The organism is Micromonospora sp. NPDC049240 (genome assembly GCF_040647835.1).
Taxonomy (GTDB): domain Bacteria; phylum Actinomycetota; class Actinomycetes; order Mycobacteriales; family Micromonosporaceae; genus Micromonospora.
Genome location: NZ_JBEZCX010000008.1, coordinates 311,165 through 335,666 on the forward strand (window position 1 = coordinate 311,165; position 24,502 = coordinate 335,666).

17 protein-coding genes are annotated in these 24,502 nt (G+C 73.4%); 7 read left to right on the forward strand and 10 right to left on the reverse strand.

Features of this window, described 5'->3' with window-relative positions; genetic code table 11:
- Positions 1-161: 161 nt before the first annotated feature.
- Genes AB0B02_RS15025 through AB0B02_RS15035 form a run of 3 tightly spaced genes read right to left on the reverse strand, consistent with a single transcriptional unit; the run spans position 162 to position 4,591 of the window.
- The gene (locus AB0B02_RS15025) at positions 162-1,445 is read right to left on the reverse strand and encodes a nucleotide sugar dehydrogenase (protein ID WP_357300574.1); all 1,284 of its coding nucleotides are present in this window, start codon (positions 1,443-1,445) and stop codon (positions 162-164) included.
- A 3-nt stretch (positions 1,446-1,448) separates the two neighbouring features.
- Positions 1,449-3,017, reverse strand: coding sequence for a glycosyltransferase (locus AB0B02_RS15030; RefSeq protein WP_281934687.1), 1,569 nt, complete (start codon positions 3,015-3,017; stop codon positions 1,449-1,451).
- On the reverse strand, positions 3,014-4,591 hold the full coding sequence (locus AB0B02_RS15035) for a glycosyltransferase family 4 protein (protein WP_281934689.1): 1,578 nt from the start codon (positions 4,589-4,591) through the stop codon (positions 3,014-3,016). Before AB0B02_RS15035 ends, AB0B02_RS15030 begins: the two co-directional genes overlap by 4 nt.
- 278 nt (positions 4,592-4,869) lie before the next feature.
- Here AB0B02_RS15035 and AB0B02_RS15040 point away from each other — a divergent pair, with 278 nt between their 5' ends.
- A complete protein-coding gene (locus AB0B02_RS15040; RefSeq protein WP_357300577.1) occupies positions 4,870-6,054 on the forward strand; it encodes a hypothetical protein in 1,185 nt (394 codons plus the stop codon).
- Between the two features lie 19 nt (positions 6,055-6,073).
- Here AB0B02_RS15040 and AB0B02_RS15045 read toward each other — a convergent pair whose 3' ends face one another.
- Positions 6,074-7,915, reverse strand: coding sequence for a hypothetical protein (locus AB0B02_RS15045; protein ID WP_357300579.1), 1,842 nt, complete (start codon positions 7,913-7,915; stop codon positions 6,074-6,076).
- Between the two features lie 206 nt (positions 7,916-8,121).
- Here AB0B02_RS15045 and AB0B02_RS15050 point away from each other — a divergent pair, with 206 nt between their 5' ends.
- Both AB0B02_RS15050 and AB0B02_RS15055 read left to right on the forward strand, forming a co-directional pair.
- Complete coding sequence (locus tag AB0B02_RS15050) at positions 8,122-9,480, forward strand: glycosyl transferase (RefSeq protein ID WP_357300581.1); 1,359 nt, start codon at positions 8,122-8,124, stop codon at positions 9,478-9,480.
- Positions 9,477-11,627, forward strand: a complete 2,151-nt coding sequence (locus tag AB0B02_RS15055) for a glycosyltransferase (protein WP_357300583.1) — start codon at positions 9,477-9,479, stop codon at positions 11,625-11,627. Before AB0B02_RS15050 ends, AB0B02_RS15055 begins: the two co-directional genes overlap by 4 nt.
- A 59-nt stretch (positions 11,628-11,686) precedes the next feature.
- On the opposite strand, the gene AB0B02_RS15060 is transcribed toward AB0B02_RS15055, so the two are convergent.
- The 5 genes from AB0B02_RS15060 to AB0B02_RS15080 all read right to left on the reverse strand — a co-directional run bounded on the left by AB0B02_RS15060 (position 11,687) and on the right by AB0B02_RS15080 (position 17,921).
- Positions 11,687-13,306: a glycosyltransferase family 4 protein gene (locus AB0B02_RS15060; protein WP_357300585.1), complete on the reverse strand. Its 1,620-nt coding sequence runs from the start codon at positions 13,304-13,306 to the stop codon at positions 11,687-11,689.
- A 41-nt stretch (positions 13,307-13,347) separates the two neighbouring features.
- Positions 13,348-15,027, reverse strand: a complete 1,680-nt coding sequence (locus tag AB0B02_RS15065; protein ID WP_357300587.1) for a glycosyl transferase family 1 — start codon at positions 15,025-15,027, stop codon at positions 13,348-13,350.
- A complete protein-coding gene (locus tag AB0B02_RS15070) occupies positions 15,024-16,052 on the reverse strand; it encodes a Gfo/Idh/MocA family oxidoreductase (protein WP_281934701.1) in 1,029 nt (342 codons plus the stop codon). The genes AB0B02_RS15065 and AB0B02_RS15070 overlap by 4 nt, the downstream gene beginning before the upstream one ends.
- Complete coding sequence (locus AB0B02_RS15075; RefSeq protein ID WP_281934703.1) at positions 16,049-17,158, reverse strand: DegT/DnrJ/EryC1/StrS family aminotransferase; 1,110 nt, start codon at positions 17,156-17,158, stop codon at positions 16,049-16,051. Before AB0B02_RS15075 ends, AB0B02_RS15070 begins: the two co-directional genes overlap by 4 nt.
- 130 nt (positions 17,159-17,288) lie before the next feature.
- Entirely contained in the window at positions 17,289-17,921 is a 633-nt protein-coding gene (locus AB0B02_RS15080; RefSeq protein WP_281934705.1) for a TetR/AcrR family transcriptional regulator, read from the reverse strand.
- Between the two features lie 155 nt (positions 17,922-18,076).
- On the opposite strand from AB0B02_RS15080, the gene AB0B02_RS15085 reads away from it, so the two are divergent.
- The 4 genes from AB0B02_RS15085 to AB0B02_RS15100 all read left to right on the forward strand — a co-directional run bounded on the left by AB0B02_RS15085 (position 18,077) and on the right by AB0B02_RS15100 (position 23,064).
- Positions 18,077-18,979 carry an ABC transporter permease gene (locus AB0B02_RS15085; protein WP_107156657.1) on the forward strand — a complete coding sequence of 301 codons (903 nt, stop codon included), beginning with the start codon at positions 18,077-18,079 and terminating at the stop codon, positions 18,977-18,979.
- A complete protein-coding gene (locus AB0B02_RS15090; RefSeq protein WP_107156656.1) occupies positions 18,972-19,772 on the forward strand; it encodes an ABC transporter ATP-binding protein in 801 nt (266 codons plus the stop codon). The genes AB0B02_RS15085 and AB0B02_RS15090 overlap by 8 nt, the downstream gene beginning before the upstream one ends.
- 102 nt (positions 19,773-19,874) lie before the next feature.
- On the forward strand, positions 19,875-21,374 hold the full coding sequence (locus AB0B02_RS15095; RefSeq protein WP_281934709.1) for a bifunctional cytidylyltransferase/SDR family oxidoreductase: 1,500 nt from the start codon (positions 19,875-19,877) through the stop codon (positions 21,372-21,374).
- Positions 21,375-21,390: 16 nt separating this feature from the next.
- Positions 21,391-23,064 carry a CDP-glycerol glycerophosphotransferase family protein gene (locus AB0B02_RS15100; RefSeq protein ID WP_357300592.1) on the forward strand — a complete coding sequence of 558 codons (1,674 nt, stop codon included), beginning with the start codon at positions 21,391-21,393 and terminating at the stop codon, positions 23,062-23,064.
- On the opposite strand, the gene AB0B02_RS15105 is transcribed toward AB0B02_RS15100, so the two are convergent.
- Positions 23,061-23,858, reverse strand: coding sequence for an alpha/beta fold hydrolase (locus AB0B02_RS15105; protein WP_281934713.1), 798 nt, complete (start codon positions 23,856-23,858; stop codon positions 23,061-23,063). The genes AB0B02_RS15100 and AB0B02_RS15105 overlap by 4 nt on opposite strands.
- Between the last annotated feature and the right edge of the window lie 644 nt (positions 23,859-24,502).

Here is a 24,502-nt window from a genome sequence, read left to right on the forward strand (position 1 = left end):
GATACCGGACGGCTGCGACCCTAAACGGGTCAAGTGACGCAAGTATTACCGGGGTGTCCGAGAGGTGAACATCGGACGACGACTTTCACGCCCGGTACCCGCCGGGGCACAACACGAAGCGGGCCCCGGCCGTTCCGGCCGGGGCCCGCCGCGCAGCCTGATCAACCGCCGATGACCACCCGGCGCACGCCCGCCCAGCGGGCCGGGTCGGTGACCCGACGGCCGTCCACCAGCACCGTCACGCCCGGCAGGTCGGCCGGGGTGAGGTTGCGGTACTCCGCGTGGTCGGCCTGGATCACCGCCGCGCCGACCGGCTCACCGTCGTAGCCGGGCAGGCCGTGCGCGGCCAGCTCCTCGTTCGAGTACATCGGGTCGGCGACGTACGGGGTCGCGCCCCGCCGGCGCAGCGCCTCCACGGTCGGGAAGACGCCCGAGAAGGCGGTCTCCTTCACGCCGCCCCGGTAGGCGGCGCCCAGCACCAGCACGCCCACCCCGGTCAGGTCGCCGTACGCGGCGGCGAGCAGGTCGACCGCGTAGTCCGGCATCGCGGCGTTGGCCTCACGCGCCGAGCGGACCACGGTGGCCGCCGGGTCGTTCCACAGGTACATCCGCGGGTAGATCGGGATGCAGTGGCCGCCGACCGCGATGCCCGGCGAGTGGATGTGGCTGTACGGCTGGGTGTTGCACGCCTCGATCACCTTGGTGACGTCCACGCCGACCGTGTCCGCGAAGCGGGCGAACTGGTTCGCCAGGCCGATGTTCACGTCCCGGTAGGTCGTCTCGGCGAGCTTGGCCAGCTCGGACGCCTCCGCCGAACCGAGGTCCCACACGCCGTTGGGCTTGTCCAGGTCGGCCCGCTCGTCGAAGTCGAGCACCGCCTCGTAGAACCGCACGCCGTGCGCGGCGGACGCCTCGTCGATGCCGCCGACCAGCTTCGGGTAGCGGCGCAGGTCGGCGAAGACCCGGCCGGTGAGCACCCGCTCGGGGCTGAACACCAGGTGGAAATCGGTGCCGGCGGTGAGGCCGGAGCCCTCGGAGAGCATCGGCGCCCAGCGGCTGCGGGTGGTGCCGACCGGAAGCGTGGTCTCGTAGCTGACCAGCGTGCCCGGCTTGAGGCCACGGGCGATGGCCCGGGTGGCGTCGTCCATCCAGCCGAAGTCCGGTACGCCCTCGGCGTCCACGAACAGCGGCACGACCACGACGACCGCCTCCGACTCGGCGACCGCGGCGGCGGTGTCGGTGGTGGCCGACAGCAGCCCGGCGGCGACCGCCTCCTTCAGCTTGACGTCCAGGTCGGCCTCACCCGGGAAGGGCACGGCACCGTCGTTGACCAGCTGGACGACCCGCTCGGAGACGTCGGCACCGATCACCCGGTGCCCCTTCGAGGCGAACTGCACGGCGAGCGGCAGGCCGATCTTTCCGAGCGCGACGACGCAGATGTTCATGAACTACTTTCCTCCAGAGGGCCAGATGCGGCGCAGGCGGGCAAGGAACCGACCGGGGGTCACCGGCGTGATCGCGACGATCACGTGGCCCTTGTGGTTCGTGGTGGGTGTGACGAGGTGCAACCGGGCGCCGTGGCGGGCCAGCAGCTTGGGCGCGGCGACGGGTCGGTCGGTGCGCATCGGCGCCGAGCCGGCCCCGTCAAGCGCGGACACCTCGGCGCGTACCGTCCGCCGTTCCCCGTTCGGCGCGACGACCGCCAACAGCCGGTCCACCGCGAAGTCGGTCCGTACGACGGTACCGGGCCCGTCCGGCGTCACCGACGTGGCACCCGTGAGATCGCCCACGCTCACCCGCAGCGCCTCGGCGCTCAGCTCGGCCAGCTCCGCCCACCGGCTCCGGGCGGTGACCACCAGGGCCCGCGCACCGGCGGCGTCCCGCCCCCAGGCCAGCCCGGTCGCGGTCAGCTTCGCGAGCTGCGCGGCGGCACGGTCGGTGACGTCGTACCAGTCGTCCGGGTAGCCGAACGCGGGGTCGCGGAACCCGACGTGGTGGGCGTACCAGCGACCGTCGTCCACGGTGACCTCGGGCAGCGTCTTGTCGGCCTGCTGCCCGATCAGCTCGCGCAGCGCGTCGAGCCCGCCGTCGCGCGCCACCGCCAGCCGCACCCGCAGGGCCGGCTCCATCCGGGCGAGCACGCCCTCGGTGAGGTACGCCCCGGCCAGCTTCCGGACCCGGTCGTGGACGTGCTGCTGCACGTCCGGGGAGAGGGTCAGGAACTCCTCGCGGAGCAGCTTCGCCACCTCCCAGCTGAAGTGGCGCACCAGCACCGCGTCCCGCTTCGGGCCGGGCCCGATCAGGCCGGCCACGAACGCGACCAGCTCCTCGGCGCAGCGCAACCGCTCGGAGAAGCGGCTGGCGTAGGTGATGTTCTGGGCGTTGTCCCGCTTGACGGCGAAGTAGTAGTCGTAGTCGCCGAGGACCGAGACCTTCTTCGCCCGGAAGCACGCCTCCAGCGTGAACGGCTGGTCGCTGCCCATCGGCATGTCGGTGCGGAAGCGCAGCCCGTGCTGCTCGACGAGGTCCCGGCGGAACAGCTTGGTGTTCGACAGCGACCAGGGCAGCGCGCTGTCGAACAGGTCGAGCCGCTCCGCGGTGCAGGCGTACGCCGCCTGGTGCACGTAGCGCTTGTTGGTGCCGACCATCCGGCCGAGCACCACGTCGGAGTCCCACCGGTCGGCGGCGGCGACCAGGCGCTCCAGGGCCTCCGGCCCGAGGTGGTCGTCGGAGCCGACGAAGAAGACGTAGCGGCCCCGGGCGTGGTCCAGCGCCAGGTTGCTCGGCGCCGCCGGGCCACCGGAGTTGGCCTGGTGCAGCACCCGGACCGTCCCCGGGTAGCGGGTGGCGTAACGGTCCAGCTCCGCGCCGCTGCCGTCGGTGGAACCGTCGTCGACGGCGACGACCTCCAGCCGGTCCCGGCCGATGGTCTGGCCGACCAGCGAGTCCAGGCAGGCGGTGAGGTACGGCATGGTGTTGTAGACGGCCACCACCACCGTCACGTCCGGCTGGCTCACGCGCCCACCTCCACCGAAGCCGGAACCGCCGCCGGAGCCGGCGCGGGCGCCGGCGTGGCCGGGCGGGGCGGCGCGTCGGGCAGCAGCCGGGCGTAGACGTCGTCGAGCACCCGCGCCTGCGCCTCCCACGTCCAGTCGGTCAGCAGGCCCGGCCGGTCGTACGCGGCGCGGTACCGCGCCGGATCGGCGAGCACCGCGGTGACCGCCCGGACGAAGTCCGCCACGTCCTCGGCGCGGAACACCTCGCCCTGGCCGGTCTCCCGGACAGTCTCGGCCATGGTCCGCACGTCGGAGACGACGAGCGGCAGGCGGGCGTGTGAATACTCGAAGAACTTGGTGATCAGCGCGATCTCGTGGTTCGGCCAGTGCTGGATCGGGATGACGCCGACCTGCGCGCCGGCCAGGAAGCGGACCACCTGGTGGTGCGGCACGTACGGCAGCACGTGCAGCCGGTCCGCCACGTCCAGCTCACCGGCCCGGGTGACCAGACCCCTGACGTACGCCGAGGTGGGTTTGTTGACCACCAGGGCGACGTGCGCGCCGGGCAGCCGGGGCAGCGCCTCGACCAGCACGCCCAGCCCGCGCTTGGCGGCGGCCACCCCGCTGTAGACCAGCAGCGGGGCGTCCGGCCCGAGCCCGCACAGCGCGCGGATGTCCGGCACCGGCCCGGTCGGGTCGGCCGGCAACTCGTCGACCGCGGGGGCGTTGAGCACGACGGCCGGGCGCTCGGCCAGCCGGTGTTCCTCGCGCAGCAGGTCGGCCAGGCCGCCGGAGACGGTGGTGGTGGCGTCCGCGTACGGCACGTACTCCCGCTCGTGCGCCACGTTGCCGGGCAGCCAACGGGCGTTGTCCCGCCACGGCTGCACGCCGGGGAGGTATTCGTGGGCGTCCCACACCAGCGCGATCCGCCGGCCCGTGGCGGCGGCCCGGATCTTCGCGCGGGCGCCGACGCCGAGCATCCGGAAGTCGTTGGCGTGGATCAGGTCCGGCGCCAGCTCGTCGACGACCGGGCCGTACGCCAACTCGTAGTCCCACAGGCCGGGCTCCAGCCGGCGCCACGCGCCGTCGCCGCGCAGCCGACGCCAGAACGCCGTGTACGCGCGGTCCCAGGGGCCGTCCAGCTTGCGGCCCTTGCGGGCGCGGGTGAGCTGGCGGTTACGGAACCCGACCCACCGACGGGTCAGGCCGGCCAGCTTCTCCTCGGCGCGCAGCGTGGCCCAGGGCAGCCCGCCGGGGCGGCCGGCGCCGGACTCGCGGGCCGCGGTGGTCAGCGCCGCCCGGCGGACGGCCAGGTCCGCGCGCCACGCCCGGACCGTCTGGGTGCGGTGCGCGGCGACGCCGCTCGGCGGGTACGCCAGCGGATGCCGCAGCCAGGCGCGGCGGAACTCGTGCCGGCGACGGGACAGCGGCTCGGCCATGGGGATCAGGCGCACCTCGGCGGCGCCGAGCCGCCAGCTCTGCGGCTGGCCCACCGGCGCGCGCCCGAGCAGGACGACGTCCCAGCCGGCGTCGGCGGCGGACCGCGCCGCCTTCTGCACCCGGGAGTCCCCGATGACCCCGTTGTCCACCAGCATGACCACCCGTCCCCGGGTGCCCGCCGCTGCGGTCGTGCCGTCAGATCCCATTCCTGCCCGTTCCGTCGTCGCCAGCACCGCGCCCGCGGACCCGAGCGAGTCTACGACAACGGTTCCGGCCGCCACGCCGGCCGCCGTCGGCGATCCGTGACCTGTCGCGCCGATTGCTACCCTCCATGCTGTTCAACGACCGGTGCACGCCCCGGGTCGTCGCCGGGCCGGCGGCACGCCGCCCGCCCACGGCCCGCGTGCCGCCGGATCACACCAGGTCAGCGCGGATGGATCAGACAATGGACGTGGTGACGACCGAGGAACCGAGCCGCCCGGCGTCGGCAGCGCCCGACCCGCCCCGGCCCACGCCCGCCGGGCGGCTGCGCCACGCCGCCCGCGCCGCGCTGCCCGCGCTGGCGGTCTACGCCGTGATCCGCCTGATCGGGCTGCTGACCGTCTGGATCTGGGCCGGCAACGTGGGGAGAAACCCGGTCGAGGAGCTCACCCGGGCCGACGGCAACTGGTACCTCGCGATCGCGCGGCACGGGTACGACGGGTACGAGAAGACGCAGAGCAACATGGCGTTCTTCCCGCTCTACCCGGGCCTGACCGCGGCCCTGGACCGGATCTCCCCGCTCAGCCCCCGCGAGTCGGCGCTGCTGGTGGCGTGGCTGGCCGGGCTGGCCGCCGCGTGGGCGCTGTTCGCGATCGGCGCGTACCTGCACGACCGACGCACCGGCGTCCTGCTCGCCGCGCTCTGGGCGGCGATGCCGCACGCGGTGGTGGAGTCGATGGGCTACAGCGAGAGCCTGTTCACCGCGCTCGCCGCGTGGACGCTGTACGCGCTGCTGCGCCGGCACTGGGTCACCGCCGGGGTGGTCTGCCTGTTCGCCGGCCTGACCCGGCCCACCGCCTCGTCCCTGATCCCGGTGGTCGGGCTGGCCGCGCTGCTGGCGGTGGTCCGGCGGCGGGACGGCTGGCGGCCGTACGCGGCGCTGCTGCTCGCGCCCGCCGGCTGGCTGGCGTACCTGGCCTGGGTGGGGGCGCGGACCGGACGGCCGGACGGCTGGTTCCACATCCAGTCGGCCGGTTGGGGCACCTCGTTCGACTTCGGCGTCTACACGGTCGACCGGGGGCAGCAGGCGCTGGTGCAGGTGGCCGCGCTGCCGCTGCTGGTGGTCACCGTGGTGGCGCTGGTGTCGCTGATGTTCTTCGTGCTGAGCGTGCTCGACCGGCAGCCCTGGCAACTGCTGCTCTACAGCGGCCTGCTGCTGGTGACCACGCTCGGCGCGGCCGGCTACTACCACTCCAAGGCGCGGTTCCTGCTGCCGGCGTTCCCGCTGCTGCTGCCGGCGGCCGTGGGCCTGGCCCGGGCCGGTCGGGCCCGGGCCGTCACGGTGCTGGTGACGCTCGTCGTGTTCTCCGCCTACTTCGGGGGGTACCTGCTGCTGATCTGGACGAAGTCGCCCTGACCGGCCCGCCGCCGGGCGGTCAGCGGGTGACCGGCCGGACGTCCCAGAGCCACACGTCGTCGACCCGCCGGCCGGGGCCGTACAGCGCGTCGAGCACGACCTTGAGGTCGTCGTGGCGGCGCGCCCCCCGGTCCGGCAGCACCACCGCGTCGGCCTTCCAGTACCGCACGTCGGTGCGGGCCTGGGCGATGTCGGCCGGTCCGACCGCGGTGTCCCGTTCGCCCCGGGACACGGCGGTGAGCAGCTTGGCGGTGGGCTGCGGGTCGACGCCCCAGCGCCCGGTCGCGTCGGTGGCGGAGACCGGCCCGAGGAAGTAGCCCTCGGGCACCGCGAAGCCGGCCACCGCGGCCGAACTCCAGTACAGCGACGTCATGCCGTTGACCGGCACCGGCACCAGGGTGCGACCGGGCGCCACGTGGTCGCGCCAGGCCCCGCCGGTGACGAACTCCGGCACCGGCGTGCGACCCCGCGCCTCAAGCGGCACCGGCAGCACCGGCAGCAGCGCGGCGGCCACCGCGACGGCACCGACCCGGGCGGCCAGTCGCCCGGACGGCTCGTCCCGCCGGGCGGCGAGCCGGTCGCCGGCCACGGCCAGCAGGACACCGAGCGCCACGGTGGTGATCAGCGCGAACCGGGCCACCACCACGGAGTCGAACACGGGCAGGTCCTGCACCAGCGCGAACGGCGCCGGAATGTCGGTGCGGCGGGTGCCGGACGTCCAGGTGGTGCCGATCGAGAACAGCGCCGAGACCAGGCCGACGACGCCGAGCACCCGGGCCGTCACGTCCCGCCGCAGCCACCACAGCGCGCCGGCCGCGAGCACCAGCAGCGACCAGCCGTAGAAGCCGGCCTGCTCGGTGGTGTTCGGCGCCCAGCCGACCGCGCTGGTCGGGCCGCCGGCCACCGACTGGGTGGCGTACCTGACGTACGAGCCGAGCTTGAGGGCGTAGATGTCCGGGGTGCCCGGGTGGCCCACCCGGTGCTGCGGCCCGGCGAACTGCATCCAGAGCGGGTACGCCGCCGCGACCCCCACCAGCACGGCGGTGATCGCCAGCCCGGGCAGCATCGGACGCGCCCGGCGCAGCGCGTCGCGGGGTCGCACCGCCAGGTGGGCCAGGACCAGCATCAGGCAGCCGAGCGCGGTGAGGAAGAGGATCTCCAGGCTCACGAAGAACTGGGCCACCACCAGCCCGCCCAGCACCAGGCCGTCGCGGACCACGTGCCCGCCCCGGGACAGCGCGACCACCCGCCAGACGATGAACGGCACCAGCCACTGCGCGGTGATGTGCGGGTGACCGTTGCTGTGCGAGACCAGCGCCGGGGCGAAGGCGCAGAACAGCCCGCCGACGAACGCGGCGGCCCGGGAGTCGACCAGGTGCCGGGAGAGCACGTGATACCAGGCGTATCCGGTGCCGGCCAGGTTCAGCGTGATGAACAGCAGATAGGAGAAGGACGCGCCGAACAGCAGGGTGACCGGGGCGAGCACCAGCCCGGGGAGCTGGAGCCCGACGTTGGTCATCAGGTTCACCCCGGCCGGGGCGTTCTGGAGCGTGGTGAAGAACGGGTTCTCCAGGTGGCTGACCGCGTGCGCCGCGTACGCCAGCATCCACTCGTTGAAACCCTGGTCGTTGGGGCGGCTGCCGAGCAGTCGCCCGCCCGGGTCCCGCCAGCCCCGGGCGGTGACCCAGACCGCGCCGAGCAGGAACACCAGCGCGACCACCGCGTCGACCCGGGACCACCGCCGGCGAGCCGGACGACCCTCGGCCGCCGGTGCCGGACCGGGGGTGTCGCCACCGGCCACCTCGGCGTCCCCGGCGGGGACGGGCTCACGATCGCGGGTGTCGGGCGCGGGCGAGGTCATGGCGTAGCAGTCTACGAAAGCGGTGACCCCCACCCCTCGGTGGCACGTCCGGCGCGCGGGACGGCGTTATTGTAGGGTCCGCAGGCTGTCCGAGGGCCGTTCCGCTCTCCCCCACCCTCCCAGGATCGGAATCGATGAACAACGGGCGAACTCTCTGGGACTCGTTGAAGCTCCCCCGGCCGCGACGGTCCGGGTCCCGACCGCACATGATCTATTTGGCCATCGGCTTTCCGCCGGCGGCCAAGAGCTGCGCCTACCGGATGCGGGAGACCGCGAACCAGTTCGCCGCGGCGGGCTGGGACGTGACCGCGGTCACCATCGCGGACGAGGCGTGGGAGCGCGAGTACGGGCTGGACCACACGTTGTCCCAGGGGGTGGACCCGCACGTCCGGGTGGTGAAGCTGCCGCTGTTCCGGGACGACCTGGAGACCGACATCCGCGCGTTCACCGAGCAGCGCGCGCTGGCTCACCTGGACTACCTGGCCGACCTGCGCAAGCAGAACCTGAAGATCTTCCCGGAGCCGGTCTTCGGCGGCTGGCGTCCCGCGCTGGAGAAGGCGCTGCTCCAGATCCACCGGGAGCGGCCGGTCGACCTGCTGGTCACCACCTGCGCCCCGTACGTGAACCTGTCCGCCACGTGGAAGCTGTGGGAGACCCACCAGGTCCCGTACGTGGTGGACTTCCGCGACGGCTGGTCGGTCGACGTGATCAACAACGGCGAGGCGTTCACCCGGGAGTCGGTCTCCGGGCAGTGGGAGATCAAGCTGCTGACCAACGCCATCGCCATCTGGAACGTCAACGAGCCGATCTCCCGCTGGTACCGCGAACGCTATCCGGAGCTGGCGCACAAGATGCGGGTCGTGCGCAACGGCTACGACGCGGGCAGCATCCCGGCCGAGACGCTCCCCGCCCCCGCCGACCGGCCGCTCACCTTCGGCTACCTCGGCGCGCTCAACCTGCCGGTGCCACTGCTGAGCGCCGTGCTGGAGGGGTGGCGGACGGCGCGCGCGGAGGACCCGGCGCTGGCCGACGCGCGCTTCGAGGTCCGCGGCCACATCGGCGCGGCCTGGGCGCGCGGCGACAACGCCCACGCCGAGCTGCTCCGGGCCGCCGCCGTCGACGGGGTGGTGGTCGGCGGCTCGGTGCCCAAGGCCGAGGTGGTGGACCTCTACTCCCGGTGGGACGCGGTGGTGCTGATGGTGACCGGTGGCCGGTTCATGACCTCCGGCAAGGTCTACGAGTACATGGCCACCGGGATGCCGGTGGTCTCCGCCCACGAGGCGGACCACGACGCCTCCACCGTGCTGTCGACGTACCCGCTCTGGACCGGCGCGGTCGGGTTGGACCCGGCCGAGCTGGCCGGCGCGTTCCGGCGGGCCGCCGCGATGGCCCGCGAGGCCGGCCCCCAGGAGCGGGCGAAGGCCCGCGCCGAGGCGCGGCAGTACGCCCGCGAGGAGCAGCTCATTCCCGCCGTCCGCGAGGTCACCGAGCTGGTCCTCGGCACCGGCGCCCCGCGGACGTCCCCCGCCGGCGCGCGCGTCCTGGCCCGAGAAGGTAGGTCATGATCGAGGTCCTGATGGTGATGGGCACCGTCCCCGGGCGGGTGGCGGTCCTCACCGACGCGTTGACGCAGTTCCGCGCCCTGGGCGTCACCGTACGGGTGGCCACCACGTTCGACCCGGCGGAGCGGATCCCGGCGGCCACCGAGCTGGCCGAGCTGCACCTGCTGCCGACCGCCAAGGAACTGGGCCCGCGGTTCGGCCGGATGGTCAAGCGGGCCAGCCCGGCCCGGCGGCCCTGGCTGCGCGCCCAGCGCGACCCGTGGGTCCGCCGGCACGCCAAGCGCGCCGACGTCCTGGTCGCGCTGGACGCGCAGGCGCTGCACACGGTCTGGCAGTTGGCCCAGCGGCACCGGCGCGCGGACGCGGTCTACGGCATCGCCCCGGCGCTGCGCGCGGTGGAGAAGCGGTCGGCCGACCCGGCGCGCTACCGCCGTCCCCGGCTGCACACCGTCGGCCCCGCCCCGTCCGTGCTGACGAGCGCGACCCGCAACCAGACCGTCGACCTGGCGAAGCGGATGTTCGAGCTGAGCACCGGCAAGCGGGCCATGAAGCTCAGCCCGGTGCGCTGGTTCTGGCAGGGGGCCGTCACGGCGCCCGGCCTGCCGGAACGGCACCGTGGCAAGATCGCCCAGCGGGTCACCGGCACCATGCTCAAGTCCGGGCACGGCGCCAGCGCGAAGCGGGTGGCGTTGGCGGCGCAGGGCCGCCTGAAGAGCCCGACGACCAGGGGGCAGCTCCTCGGCCCGATCGTCGACGCGGAACTGAGCCAGGGCCGGGTGCCCGAGCATCTGATGACCGTGGTGCGGGGCCAGCTCAAACTGGCCGACGGCTTCCTCAAGAAGCGCAACCCGGGCAAGGCCGCGCCGCACGTGCTGCGCGCGTTCAACCTGCTGTTCCACCGGATCGTGCAGTTCGACGGCACCACCTCGCCGCTGGCCGAGGACCCGGAGAAGTTCCTCGCGCCGCTGCACGACAGCGACGCCGGCCGGGCGCTGGCGACCCCGCGCGGCCGGCAGCAGCCGGCGGCGTTCCCGCCCGCCGACCGGCCGCACCGGATGCTCTTCTTCACCGGCCTGAACGACAACTTCCTCGGGCCGATCCTGGACCGCTACGAGGCGATGCCCGGGGTGGAGGTCCGCCGGCTGAACCTGATGGAGGAGTCGATCCTCCCGGTGCTCAGCAACGGCCGCACGAACGTGACGCTCCACATGCTCGCCGGCGCCTCCAAGCGGGCCGGCGAGGTCCGGGAGGCGTGGGGTCCGCACCTCGACTGGGCCGACACGGTCTTCGTGGACTGGTGCAACCTGGGCGCCGCGATGCTGTCGATGATCGACCCGGGCACCACCCGGGTGGTCGTCCGGCTGCACAGCTTCGAGGCGTTCAGCTGGTGGCCGCACGTGACCGACTGGTCCCGGGTGGACGACGTGGTCTTCGTCTCCGAACACCTCCGCGACCTGGCGCTGGCCGCGGTGCCGCGGCTGCGTGCCCCGCAGGGGCCCCGGACGCACATGATCTTCAACGCCATGGATCTGCACCGGTACGTGGCGCCGAAGGTCTCCGCCGACAGCCGGTTCACGCTCGGGCTGGTCGGGGTGAGTTCCCTTGCCAAGGATCCGCGCTGGGCTCTCGCCGTGCTGCGGGAGCTGCGCCGCCGCGACGACAGGTACCGCCTCAAACTGGTCGGCGACCCGCTCAACCCGGAGCTCAGCCCGGCGGTCGCGGCGTACGTCCGGGACCTCGACGCCGAGCTGGCCGAGCTGGAGGCGGCCGGCGCGGTGGTGCGGGCCGGCCGCACCGACGACGTGCCCGGCGCGCTCACCGACGTCGGCGTCATCCTCAGCACCTCGCTGCGGGAGAGCTTCCACTGCGCGCTCGTCGAGGGCGCGGCCAGCGGCGCCGTGCCGGTGGTCCGCGACTGGCCGTTCTTCGCCGGCCGGCAGCACAGCGCCCGGACGCTCTTCCCGAGCGACTGGGTGGTGGGCACGCCGGAGGAGGCCGCCGAGCGGATCCTGGCACTCACCGCGTCGGAGGAGGTCTGGCGCGAGGCGGGCCGGGCGGCGGCGTCGCACGTGTTGAGCACCTGGGACTGGTCGGTCACCCAGAAGGACTTCGACCGGCTGCTGCTGGAGCCGCCGACCAGCACGGACTGACCGGCGGAAACGAGTTCGGCCGGCTCCCCTCGGGGAGCCGGCCGAACTCGTTCGTCGGGTCAGCGCGAGGTGCCCGCGAGCTGCTGCTCGTCCTCGGCCGGCCGGGACGCCGGCGGGTGGGCCCCGCCGGCGCGCGACGCGCCCCGCAGCGAGGTGTAGACCTCGTCGAGGATGCGGGCCTGCGCCTCCCACGTCCAGCCGTCCAGCAGGCCCGGCTTGTCGTAGGCGGCCCGGTAGCGCTGCGGGTCGGCGAGCACGGCCCGCACGGCGCGCGCGTAGTCGGCCAGGTCCTCGGCGGTGAACACCTCACCCTGGCCGGTGGCCCGCGCGGTCTGCGCCATCGTCTTCACGTCGCTGACCACGATGGGCAGGCGGGCGTGCGAGTACTCCAGGAACTTCGTGATCAGCGCCAGCTCGTGGTTGGGCTTGTGGTGGATCGGGATGACCCCGGCGTCCGCGGCGGACAGGAACGGCACCACCTGCCAGTGCGCCACGTACGGCAGCAGGTGCACCCGGTCCTCGACGCCCAGCTCGACGGCCCGCTCCCGCAGCCGCTCGGAGAACGTGTTGTCGCCGTTCGGGTTCATGGTCACGAACGCGACGTGCACGTCGGGCAGTTCCGGCAGCGCCTCCACCATGATCTGGCAGCCCCGGCTCGGGTTCACCGCGCCGGAGTAGACGAGCACCGGCGTCCGGTCGTCCACGCCGCACAGCGCCCGCAGGTCCGGCACCTCGCCCTCGGCCTCGGCCGGCGGTGCCATCGGCGCGTTGAGCACCACGGCCGGCCGCTCGGGCAGGGCGTGGGTCTCCTGGAGCAGGTCGGCAAGCGTGTCGGAGACCGTCACCACCGCGTCCGGGTAGGCCGCGTACTCGGCCGTGTAGGCGATCTGGGCCGGCAGCCAGCGCGGGTTGTCGGCCCGGCCGGTGATGCCGCCGACGAACTCGTGGGCGTCCCAGACCAGCTTGGTGTGCCGGCCGGCGGCCCGGGCCCGCAGCGTCGCCCGCGCCCCGATGCCGAGCATCCGGAAGTCGTTGGCGTGGATGATGTCCGGCTTCAGCTCGTCGAGCGCGGTCCGGAAGGCCAGCTCGAAGTCCCACAACCCGGGGTCCAGCCGACGCCAGGCGCGGTTGCCCAGCACGCTCTGCCAGAGCCGGATGGGCAGCCGGGTCAGCGGCGCCTCCGGGTCGAGCTGGGCCTTGCGCAGCCGGTGGGTCTCCCCGTTGCGGAACCGCACCCAGCGGGCCAGTGCCGTGGCGGCGGCACGGGACGGCAACTGGGCCGCCCGCCGCACGGCCGCGGGTGGCCCGCCGTCGAGCGCCCGGGCGCGGACCCGGCGCTCGTAGAGGTCGGCCTGCCAGGCCTTGATCTCCTGGACCCGGTAGGCGGCCCGGCTGGTCGACGCGTACGCCAGCGGCCGGCGCAGCGAGCGGCGGTACTCCCGGGGCAGCCGGTGCAGCGGCTTGGGCACGCGCAGCAGGCGCACCTCCGCGCCGCCGATCCGCCAGGTGTCCACCTCGGAGCGGGCGTTGCGGATGCCGAGCAGGACGACCTCCCAGCCGGCGTCCGCCGCGGATCGGGCGGCCTTCTGCACCCGGGAGTCGCCGTGGACCCCGTTGTCGACCAGCATCACCACCCGTCCCCGGGTCGGTCGGGCATCGGTGTTCGAGCCAGCTTGCATCGGGTGCTTCTCCTCGTTGACGGGGGCGGGCGCGGGCGGGGCTATCGGAGAAAGGCGTCGAAGACCTCGGCGGTCCGTCGCCCGTCGTGGTGGTCACGGACGTAACGCGTGCCCTCCGCGGCGAGGGCGACCGCGGCGGGCCGGTCGTCGAGCAGCGATTCGATGGCCTTGACGAGGGTGTCGGGCGTGGCGTTGGCGATCGGCGGGCGGACGCCGGCGGCCCGGTGCGGGCCCTCGCTGACGTACGCCATCACGACCCTGCCGGCGGCCATCCCCTCGCAGGAGAAGGTGCCGTAGCTGCCCATCACGAGCTGGTCGACCACGATGTCGCAGTCCTGCACCTGGCGGCGCATCTCGTGGTGCGGCAGCCCCTCCACCAGGCGCAGTTCGATGACGTGGCGGTCGTGCAGCTCCTGCAACCGGGGCAGGAGCCGGTCGGTGCCCTTGGTCCACCGCTTCGACGGCGCGTGCAGCACCACCGGCCGGGCGCGTTCCAGCACCGGGCGGTCGCAGGCCCAGTCGTCCACGTCGACGATCAGCGGCGCCCAGGTGGCGAACGGCACGTCGTCCAGCAGGTCGGGGGTGGTCACGAAGAACGGCAGGCCGCTCTCCTCGGCGGTGCGCCGGTTGCGTTCGGCCACCGTGGTGAGCCGCTCGCGCAGCTCGGGGTCGGCGTCCCGGAACGCGGACTCGGCATGCCGTTCCAGGTGCGCGCCCGGATGGCGGATCTCGCTGCCGTGCGCCAGCAGCGCGACCTTGAGCCGGGCCCGGCGCAGCGCGGGCAGGTCGGCGGCGATGTCGTCGCCGTTGGCCCGGCCGAGCACCGGGCGGAACGCGTCCACGATCAGGTGCGTGTACCAGCCGAGCACCCGGCGGGCCTGCTCCGCCTGCACGTCGAGCCGGTGCTCGCCCGGGTAGTTCAGGTAACGGTCGGCCGGGTAGCGGTAGGTCTCCGGCGGCTTGGCCATCACCAGCTCGACGCCGACGTCCGTCCGGGCGGTGGTGAGCGCCACGGCCAGGGCGGAGAGCTGCCCGGCGTAGTTGGCGGTGCCCAGCCCCAACCGGACCGGACCGGCGCCGAGCGCCCGCCAGGGGCCCGGGGTGCCGGCCTCGATCGGCGCGACCGTGGGCCCGTCCGGCGCGGGTGGCCCGTCGTCGTGCTGCCGGGCCCGCTGCACCGCCTTCGCGAAGGAGGGCAGCGAGCCGGGCGCGAAGAGTTCGCCGGTCCCGTGTCGGGCCAGGTGCTCGCGGACCACCCGGCTGTCCGCCGCGACGATCCGCAGCCCGGCGGCGAGGTAGGTGTCGAGCAGCGCCAGGCCGGCGTCCGGGTCGAAGCCGAACACCGCCACGTCCGCCGAGGCGAGGAACGCGGCGGTCACCGCGCGTGGGCGTGGCACCTGGTGGATCCGGCGACGGGCCCTGCCGGCGCGGTCGACCAGCTCCCGGGCCGCCGTCTGCTCCGCCTCGTCGCAGACCAACGCGAGGTGGAACTCGGGCAACCGGTCGAGCGTACGGACCACCCCGTCCAGCGCCCGGTCCGCCGTGATCCCACCGGCGTGCACCAGGAGCGGCGTGCCGGCGGGCAGCTCACACAGCTCGCGTACCGACGGGGTCTGGAAGGGCCGCGTGCCGGCGGCGGCCCGGCGGAGCGCGATGCGCCACCGCCGGGGAAGCCGCCGCCGTACCGCCGAGACCGTCCGCCGCACCGGCGCGGGGCTCATCGCAGCGCCGGCTCCGCGTCGCTGCCGCTCGACACGACCGACACGACCTTGCCGTCGGACGCGGACTCCAGCAGCGCCGCCGCCACCTGCACGGTACGCAGACCCTGCCGCAGGGTGACGATGTCGCTCTGCTTGCCCTCGACCGCGTCGCGGAAGCGCTCGTGCTCGACCAGCAGCGGTTCCCGCTTCGGGATGGCGTAGCGGACCATGTCGCCCTCGGCCACGCCGCGGAACGCGCGCAGCGCCTCCCACTCGGTGTCGATGGCGGCGTTGGCGTAGAAGGTGAGGTCCGCGGTGAGCGTGTCGGCGACGAAGCAGCCCTTGTCGCCGGTGACCACGGTGGACCGCTCCTTGAGCGGGCTCAGCCAGTTGACCAGGTGGTTGACCATGGTGCCGTCGGCGAGCGTGCCGACCACGGCGACCATGTCCTCGTGCAGCCGGCCGCTGCGGGAGACCGTGCGGGCGGCGACCGAGGTGTATTCCTGGCCGGTCACCCAGGCGGTCAGGTCGATGTCGTGGGTGGCCAGGTCCATCACCACGCCGACGTCGGCGATGCGGTGCGGGAACGGGCCCTGCCGGCGGGTGACCACCTGGAAGACCTCGCCCAGCTCACCGGCCTCCAGCCGGGTACGCAGGCTCTGCAACGCCGGGTTGTAGCGCTCGATGTGGCCGACGCCGGCGACCAGGCCGGCCGCCTCGAACGCGTCGACCAGCTTGGTGGCCGCCTCGACGGACTGCGCGAGCGGCTTCTCGATCAGCGCGCAGACACCGTTGGCGGCCAGTTCCAGGCCGATCGACTCGTGCAGCGCGGTCGGGCAGGCGACCACCGCGTAGTCGACGCCCAGCGCCAGCAGGTCGCTCAGCTCGGCCACGACCGGCGCGCGCAGCGTGCCGGTGGTGTCACCGGCCGGGTCGACGATGCCGACCAGCTCGACGCCGTCCAGGTTGGACAGCACCCGGGCGTGGTTGCGGCCCATGGCGCCGAGGCCGATCAGCCCGGCGCGCAGCTTGCGTCCCCCGCTCATCGGGCACCGCCCGCGACGTTCGCCGCGTCGGCGATCCGCTCCAGCTCGGCCTGGCTCAGCGACGGGTGCACCGGCAGCGAGACCACCTCGGCGGCGGCCCGCTCGGTCTCCGGCAGCTGCCACGGGCCGGGCTGGCCGTCGGCGTTCAGGTAGGGCTTGAGCCGGTGGATCGGGGTCGGGTAGTAGACCGCGTTGCCGATGCCCAGCTCGGTGAGGCGGGCCTGGGCGGCGTCGCGGTCGCCGGTCACCCGCACCGTGTACTGGTGGTAGACGTGCTTCGCGCCGTCGGCGACCGGCGGGGTGACCATGCCGGTGATCGCGGAGTCGAGGAACTTGGCGTTCGCGCGACGCTGCTCGGTCCACCCGGCGAGCTGGCCGAGCTGGACCCGGCCGATGGCGGCGGCCACGTCGGTCATCCGCATGTTGGCGCCGACGATCTCGTTGGCGTACCGCTGCTCCATGCCCTGGTTGCGCAACAGCCGCAGCGTGCGGGCGAGCCCGGCGTCGGCGGTGGTGATCATGCCGCCCTCGAGGGAGTGCATGTTCTTGGTCGGGTAGAAGCTGAAGCAGCCGGCGGTGCCGAACGCGCCGACCGGGGTGCCGTTCAGCTCGGCGCCGTGCGCCTGGGCGGCGTCCTCGACGACGGCCAGGCCGTGCTGCTGCGCGATCGCCATGATCCGGTCCATCGCGGCGGGGTGGCCGTAGAGGTGCACCGGCATGATGGCGACCGTCTTCGGGGTGATCGCGGCGGCGACCGCCTCCGGGTCGACGCAGAAGCTGCCCGGCTCGATGTCCACGAAGACCGGCTCGGCGCCGACCAGCCGGACCGCGTTGCCGCTGGCGGCGAACGAGAACGAGGGCACGATGATCTCGTCGCCCGGGCCGAAGCCGAGCGCCATCAGGGTGAGCTGGAGCGCGGACGTGCCGGAGTTGACGGCGACGCAGTGCCGGCCGGCGACCAGGTCGCCGAACTCCTCCTCGAACGCGGCGACCTCGGGGCCCTGCACCACCCGGCCGCTCCGCAGCACCCGGACAGCCGCCTCGATCTCGGCCTCGCCGATGATCGGTCGTGCTGGGGGAATGAACTCTGGATGCGGCCCGGCCATGGGGCTTCCTCCTGTCGACGCGTGACTGTGGGGGACGTTCGGGGGGATGGTAACGGTCTGGACGGAAAACGCTGCGTTCGCGCTCAGTGTCCGACCGGATGTTCCGCGCTGTTCATGATCGACGGGTGACTCATACTTCCACCTCGTCGCGGGCAGGCCCCAAGCATGCTACCCGCAGCGCCGCGACGATCGCGGCGGCCATCCGGGGCACCTCGGCCGCCTCCAGCGGGGCCCGGGAGATGGCCATCCGCCAGTAGACCGGCCCGACGATCAGGTCGACCGCGGCCCGCCGGTCGGTGTCCGGGGACAGCTCGCCGCGCTCCACCGCCCGGCCGATCAGGATCCGGCCGACGGCCTGCTGGTAGTCGTCCAGCGCGGTCTGGAGCTTCTCGGCGATCTGGGGGTTGCGCGCCGCCTCGGCCAGCAGGTCCGGGATGATCTGCGCGGCCAGTCGGTGACGCAACGCACGCGCCATCACGTGCAGCAGGATCTCCAGGTCGCCCAGGAGGCTCCCGGTGTCCAGCAGCGGGATGTTCCGCCCGGCCACCGCGGAGACCATGTCCAGCACCAGGTCGAGCTTGGAACGCCAACGTCGGTAGATCGCGGTCTTGCTCACGCCGGCCCGGCGGGCCACCGCCTCGATCGAGAGGCGACCGTAGCCGACCTGGGCCAACTCCTGCATCACGGCGGTGCGGATGGCGCTGGTGATCTCGCCGCGCAGCACCGCCGCGCCGGCCGGGGCACGCCTCTTCTCGGTCGTCACGTGGGACAATGTAGCGCAACGACGGTACGGTTGCGTCCCGACGTTCGGTGGACTACCTTCCATGCAGCAGCGAGGCGGCTCCTCCCCGCCCGGCCACGCTGGATGTCTTCACCGCACTGCTCCCCATCGGCACGAAAAGATCGGAGCGCCTGACCATGGCCAACACCGCGGTGGCCGACCCCGAATCCGGACTGACCCGGGCCCAACTGGCCGGGCGGTACGGACTGCGGGTCGCCGGGGAACGACCGCCCCTGGGCGAGTACGCCCGCCGGCTCTGGGCGTACCGGCACTTCATGACCGCGTACTCGCGGGCGAAGGTCGCGTCCTCGCTGAGCAACACCCAGCTCGGCCAACTCTGGCAGGTGCTGACCCCGCTGACCAACGCGGCGGTCTACTTCCTGATCTTCGGGCTGATCCTGGCCCAGCACCGGAACGTGAACAACTTCATCGCGTACCTGTGCACCGGTGTGTTCATCTTCATCTTCACCCAGACCGCGGCCACGAACGGCACCAGCGCCATCACCGGCAACCTGGGGCTGATCCGGGCGTTGCAGTTCCCGCGCGCCGCGCTGCCGATCACGGTCACCCTGGTGCAGCTCCAGCAGCTCCTCATGTCGATGGTGGTGCTGGCCGCGATCGTGCTGCTCACCGGCGAGCCGGTCACGTTCCGCTGGCTGCTGCTGCCCCCGATGCTGCTGCTCCAGACGATCTTCAACGTCGGGCTGAGCATGGTGATGGCCCGCCTCGGCTCCAAGGTCGCCGACCTCAAGCAGATCATGCCGTTCGTGATGCGCACCTGGCTGTACGCCTCCGGCGTGCTCTACCCGGTGGCGCTGCTGCGCGAGCACCTGCCCTCCTGGGCGGCCAGCATCCTGGAGTGGAACCCGCCGCTGGTCTTCATCGAGCTGGCCCGCTACGCGCTGCTCGACTCGCACCAGCCCAACATGGTGAGCTCCCCGCCGAAGCTCTGGGCGCTCGGCGTGTTCTGGGCGGTCGTCATGGGCGTCGGCGGGTTCGTCTACTTCTGGCGCGGAGAGAAGGAGTACGGCCGTGGCTGAGCAGACGCTGCCGGTGAACGCCGGCACCGTGACCGACTCGGGCCGCGTCCCCACCGTGGTGGTGGACGACGTGCACGTGATCTACCGGATCCACAAGGGCGCGGCCGGCGGCACCACCCCGGTCTCCGCGCTCAAGCGGATCGTCTCCCGCACCAAGGCGCCGAACATCCGCGAGGTGCACGCCGTCAAGGGGGTGAGCTTCACCGCGTACGAGGGTGAGGCCATCGGCCTGATCGGCAGCAACGGCTCCGGCAAGTCGACCCTGCTGCGGGCCATCGCCGGCCTGCTCCCGCCGGCCCGGGGCGCGGTCTACACGCAGGGCCAGCCGTCCCTGCTCGGCGTGAACGCCGCGCTGCTCAACGACCTCTCCGGCGAACGGAACGTGGTGCTCGGCTGCCTGGCCATGGGCATGCCGCCGGAGGAGGTCAAGCGCATCGCCCCGGAGATCATCGAGTTCTCCGGGATCAACGAGCGCGGCGACTTCGCCTCGCTGCCGATGCGCACCTACTCCTCCGGCATGGGCGCCCGGCTGCGCTTCGCGATCTCGTCGGCGAAGAAGCACGACGTGCTGCTCATCGACGAGGCGCTGGCCACCGGCGACCGCAAGTTCCGGGTCCGCAGCGAGCAGCGGGTCCGGGAGCTGCGCGACAGCGCCGGCACCGTGTTCCTGGTCAGCCACTCGATCGGCTCGATCCGGGACACCTGCGAGCGCACCATCTGGCTGGAGAGCGGCGTCCTGCGGATGGACGGCCCCACCCAGGAGGTCTGCGACGCCTACGAGAACCAGAAGTAACCCGCCGGAGCGCACCGACCCGGGATCCGTCCGGGCGGTGCGCTCCGCCGTACGCGTTAAGGTTTCCGGACCCATCCCCTTCACCCAGAGTGAGGTACGGCAATGACGCAGGACCACACCACCGCACCGGACGCCGCGCCGGCGAGCCCGGCACCCTGGCGCCCCACGCGTACGGTGGCCGTGATCCTCGCCGGGGGCACCGGGACCCGCCTCGGTCTGGGCATCCCGAAGCAGCTCCTGAAGATCGCCGGCAAGCCGATCATCGAGCACACGCTTGCCGTCTTCGAGGCCGCGCCGGAGATCGACGAGATCATCGTGCTGATGGCCACCGGCCACGTGCCGGACGCCGAACGGATCGTCGCCGGCGCCGGGTTCCGCAAGGTCACCAAGGTGATCGAGGGCGGCGAGACGCGCAACGACACCACCCGGATCGCGCTCGACGCGGTCGGCGAGGGCGACGTCAACATCCTCTTCCACGACGCGGTCCGCCCGCTGGTCAGCGCGCGGATCGTGCGCGAGTGCGTGAACGCGCTCTGGAGCTACTCGGCGGTCGACGTGGCCATCCCGTCCGCCGACACGATCGTCCAGGTCGACGCGGACGACTGCATCACCGACATCCCGGTCCGGTCCCGGCTGCGCCGCGGCCAGACCCCGCAGGCGTTCCGCTCCGGCACCATCCGGGAGGCGTACCGGCGGGCCGAGGGCGACCCCGACTTCGCCGCCACCGACGACTGCGGTGTGGTGCTGCGCTACCTGCCCGGCACGCCGATCAAGGTGATCGACGGCTCGGACGAGAACATCAAGGTCACCCACCCGGTCGACGTGCACCTGGCCGACAAGCTGTTCCAGCTCGCCGCCGCCCAGGCGCCCCGGCTCAGCCACCGCGGCTACGCCGAGGAGCTGACCGGCCGGACCATCGTGGTCTTCGGCGGCAGCTACGGCATCGGGCACGACCTCACCGAGCTGGCCCGCGGCTACGGCGCCCAGGTCTTCCCGTTCAGCCGGTCCAGCACCGGCACGCACGTGGAGCGCGCCGAGGACGTGGCCGCCGCGCTGAAGACCGCGTTCGAGGCGACCGGCCGGATCGACCACGTGGTGGTCACCGCCGGCATCCTGGAGAAGGGCGCGCTCGCCGAGATGGACGACGAGACGATGGACCGGCTCCTGCACGTCAACTTCGTCGGCCCGGTCACCATCGCCCGCCAGTCGCTGCCGTACCTCCAGCAGACCAAGGGGCAGTTGCTGCTCTACACGTCCAGCTCCTACACCCGGGGCCGGGCCCGGTACGCGCTCTACTCGGCCACCAAGGCCGCGCTTGTCAACCTCACCCAGGCGCTCGCCGACGAGTGGGCGGAGTTCGGCGTACGGGTCAACTGCGTCAACCCGGAACGCACCGCCACCCCGATGCGGACCAAGGCGTTCGGCGAGGAGCCGGAGCACACGCTGCTCGCCTCCGAGGCGGTCGCCCAGGCCTCCCTGGACGTGCTGATCTCCGAACTGACCGGGCAGGTGGTCGACGTCCGCCGGGCACCCGGCGAGCCGGTGGCCGACGTGCCGGCGCAGCCCGGCGCGCACCGGTCCGAACTGTCCACCCGCGCCTGACCCGAGGGACGTGCAGATGCGTGGTGACCTGGTCCGGAAGCTGCTCGCCCGGGTACTGACCAGCGGGCTGGCGGTGCTGGCGTTCCTCGTCGTGGCGCTCACCGGCGCCACCGGCGCCGGCCTGGCGCTGGCGGTCGCCGCGCTGGCCGCCGCCGCCTGGGAGCGCCGGGTCCGGCCCAGCGCCGACGGGCTCGTCGAGACGGTGCTGGTGGCCGCCGGGATCCTGGTCGGCTACGCCCGCCGCGCCGACGACGGGTTCGATCCGGCGCTGGCCGCCACCGCGCTGGTCCTGCTCGGCTTGGTGCTGCTGGTCGGCCCGCTGCGACAGGCCGGCGCGCTGGAGATCCGGGCGGCGAACCTGCCGGTCCGCTCCTGGACGCCACTCGTCGCCGCCCGGCTCGGCGACGCCCTGCTGGTGCTGCTCGCCCTGGTGGCGCTCGCCGCCGCGTGGCCGCTGCCGGCCTGGCTGCCGCTGGCCGCCACGCTGCTGGTCGGCGCCGGTTGTGCCGCGATCGCGTTCGACCTCGCCCGGCGCCGGTTCCGGCCGCCGGCCGGGGGCGGTCCGGTCGGCCGGGCGTTGCGGCGGCAGCAGCCGGAGTTCGTGCTGCACTTCTCCGCCCCGCCCGGGTCGGAGTACCAGGTCACCATGTGGCTGCCCTACCTGGAGCGGATCGGCCGGCCGTTCCTGGTGGTGGTGCGCGAGCCCGAGTTCCTGTCCACCGTGGCCGCCGCCACCCGCGCGCCGGTGGTCCTCTGCCCCACCCTGAAGGCGCTCGACGAGGCGCTGGTGCCCAGCCTGCGGGTGGCGTTCTACGTCAACCACGGCGCGAAGAACGCCCACGTGATCCGGTTCCACCAGCTCACCCACGTGCAGTTGCACCACGGCGACAGCGACAAGGCGCCCAGCGCCAACCCGGTGTCGGCGATCTTCGACAAGATCTTCGTGGCCGGCCAGGCCGCGATCGACAGGTACGCCCGCGCCGGCGTGGAGATCCCCGCCGAGAAGTTCGTCGTGGTCGGCCGCCCCCAGGTCGAGGCCATCGAGGTACGCCGGGAGCCGAGGCCGGCGTCGGCGCACCCGACCGTCCTCTACACCCCCACCTGGACCGGGCACCACGCCGACGCCAACTACTGTTCGCTGCCGGTGGCCGAGACGCTGATCCGGCGACTGATCGACCGCGGCGCGGCGGTGATCCTGCGCGCCCACCCGTACACCGACCGGAACCCGGCCTCGGCGCGGCAGCTCGCCCGGCTCACCGAACTGCTCGCCGCCGACAAGGCGAAGACCGGCCGGCCGCACCTGTGGGGCGCGGCGGCGGCCCGGGAGCTGACGCTCACCGAGTGCGTCAACCGCGCCGACGCGCTGGTCTCCGACGTCTCCGGGGTCATCTCCGACTGGCTCTACTCCGGCAAGCCGTACGCGGTCACCGACACCGGCGCCGACGGCGCGCACTTCGTCGAGCGGTTCCCGCTCGCGGCCGCCGGCTACGTGCTGCGCCGCGACATGTCCAACGTGGACGACGTGCTCGCCGCGCTGCTCGACACTGACCCGAAGGCCCCCGAACGCTGGACGGCCCGGACCCGCTACCTGGGCGACTTCCCCGCCGACGGCTACGCCGAGGCGTTCCTCTCCGCCGCCCGCCGCGAGCTGGAACCGGACTGGGCCGTCCCGGCGCCGCGTCCGGCCTAGAGATAGGGGTCGAGCAGGGCGAGCACCGCCGCCGGGTCCTCGACGTGGGCGTGGTGGCCCAACCCGGGCAGGGTGGCCACCGGCACGCCGAACGCCTTGAGCTGCGCGTCCGTCACCATCGGATCCGTTTCGCCGCGCGCCAGCAGCACCGGCGCGTCGGCGGCGGCCAGCAGAGCGGGCACGTCGGGCTCACCCACCGCGAACCCGGCCGGATCCATGGCCAGCCGCCACCGTCCACCGCCCCGCTCGTCGCCGCCGGGGTGGCTCCGGTGCCCGCGGCCGTCCTCCCGCCGCAGCCCCGCGTCGACCACCGGGTGGTCGGGGGCGAACAGGCCGGCGAGCCCGGAGACCCGCAGGTAGCGGCGGGCCGCCTCGTCACGGGTGGCGAACCAGGTCACCGGCCGGGCCGCCAACTCGTCCGCCTTGGCCAGCTCGGCCGGTGACCAGACCACCTTGATGCCCAGCCCGACCACCGCGTCGACCGGCAGGCCCCGCTGCCGCGCGGCGAGCGACAGCGCCACCACGCCACCGAGCGAGTGCCCGAGCAGCACCAGCCGGTCGTGCGGGCCGAGCCGGAGCGCGTCGAGCCCGTCCGCCACGCGCCGCGCCAGGGCCGCGAACGAGTACCCGGCCTCCGGCAGCGGCGGTGACCAGCCGTGGCCGGCCAGGTCGGGGGCGAGCCAACGCCCCTGCCAGCGACGCTCCAGCAGCGGCGCCCAGGGCAACCACACCTCGCCGGTGGCGCCCATGCCGTGCAGGAGCACCAGGTGGCGGGTCGCCGTCGCATCGCCCATACGCCGCAGTCTGCCACCGCACGGACACCACGCGCGAGACCACGCACGGCCGGCACCGCCCGGGCGAATGGAACGCGATGACTGCGCGCGGACACCGGAGGCACTCCCGCGTCGTTCCACAACCTGGGCGCGGAGCGGTGTCGACGCGTAGGGCACGCCGGACGTTGCTTGCGCTCGCAGCCCTACAAACTTGATGGCGTGGACGGGTCGCCCTCCTGACCCGTCCACGCCATCAAGTTCGCAGGCTCTGGAGCACTGACTGTCCGCAGCCACGGCCGGGTGGGGGCGGGCGGCGAGTGGAACACGGTGGATGTGTGGGCGCGCGTGAGAGATCCATAGCGTTCCAGTAGCGGGCATGCCTCAGTGGGGGGATTGTCCGGTTCGGCGGTGGTGGGCGGCACGCTGGCGGTGGAATGGGTCGGGGGGTCGCGGCGTTGTATCCCGGTGCACGGCCGAGGAAGGCGAGCGCCCCCGCGCCGCCCCCCGCCCGGGAATGACGGTGGACCCCCGGTCGTTGCACAGTCTTCCGGCGCCGCGTCGAGGCCCCCTGCCCCGCGAGCAGCCGGAATCCCCCCGAGCTTTTTCTTGTGCGCCTGACGGTGCCCGCACCCGCCCCCGGGTGCGTTGACCCCCGAATGGAGCCC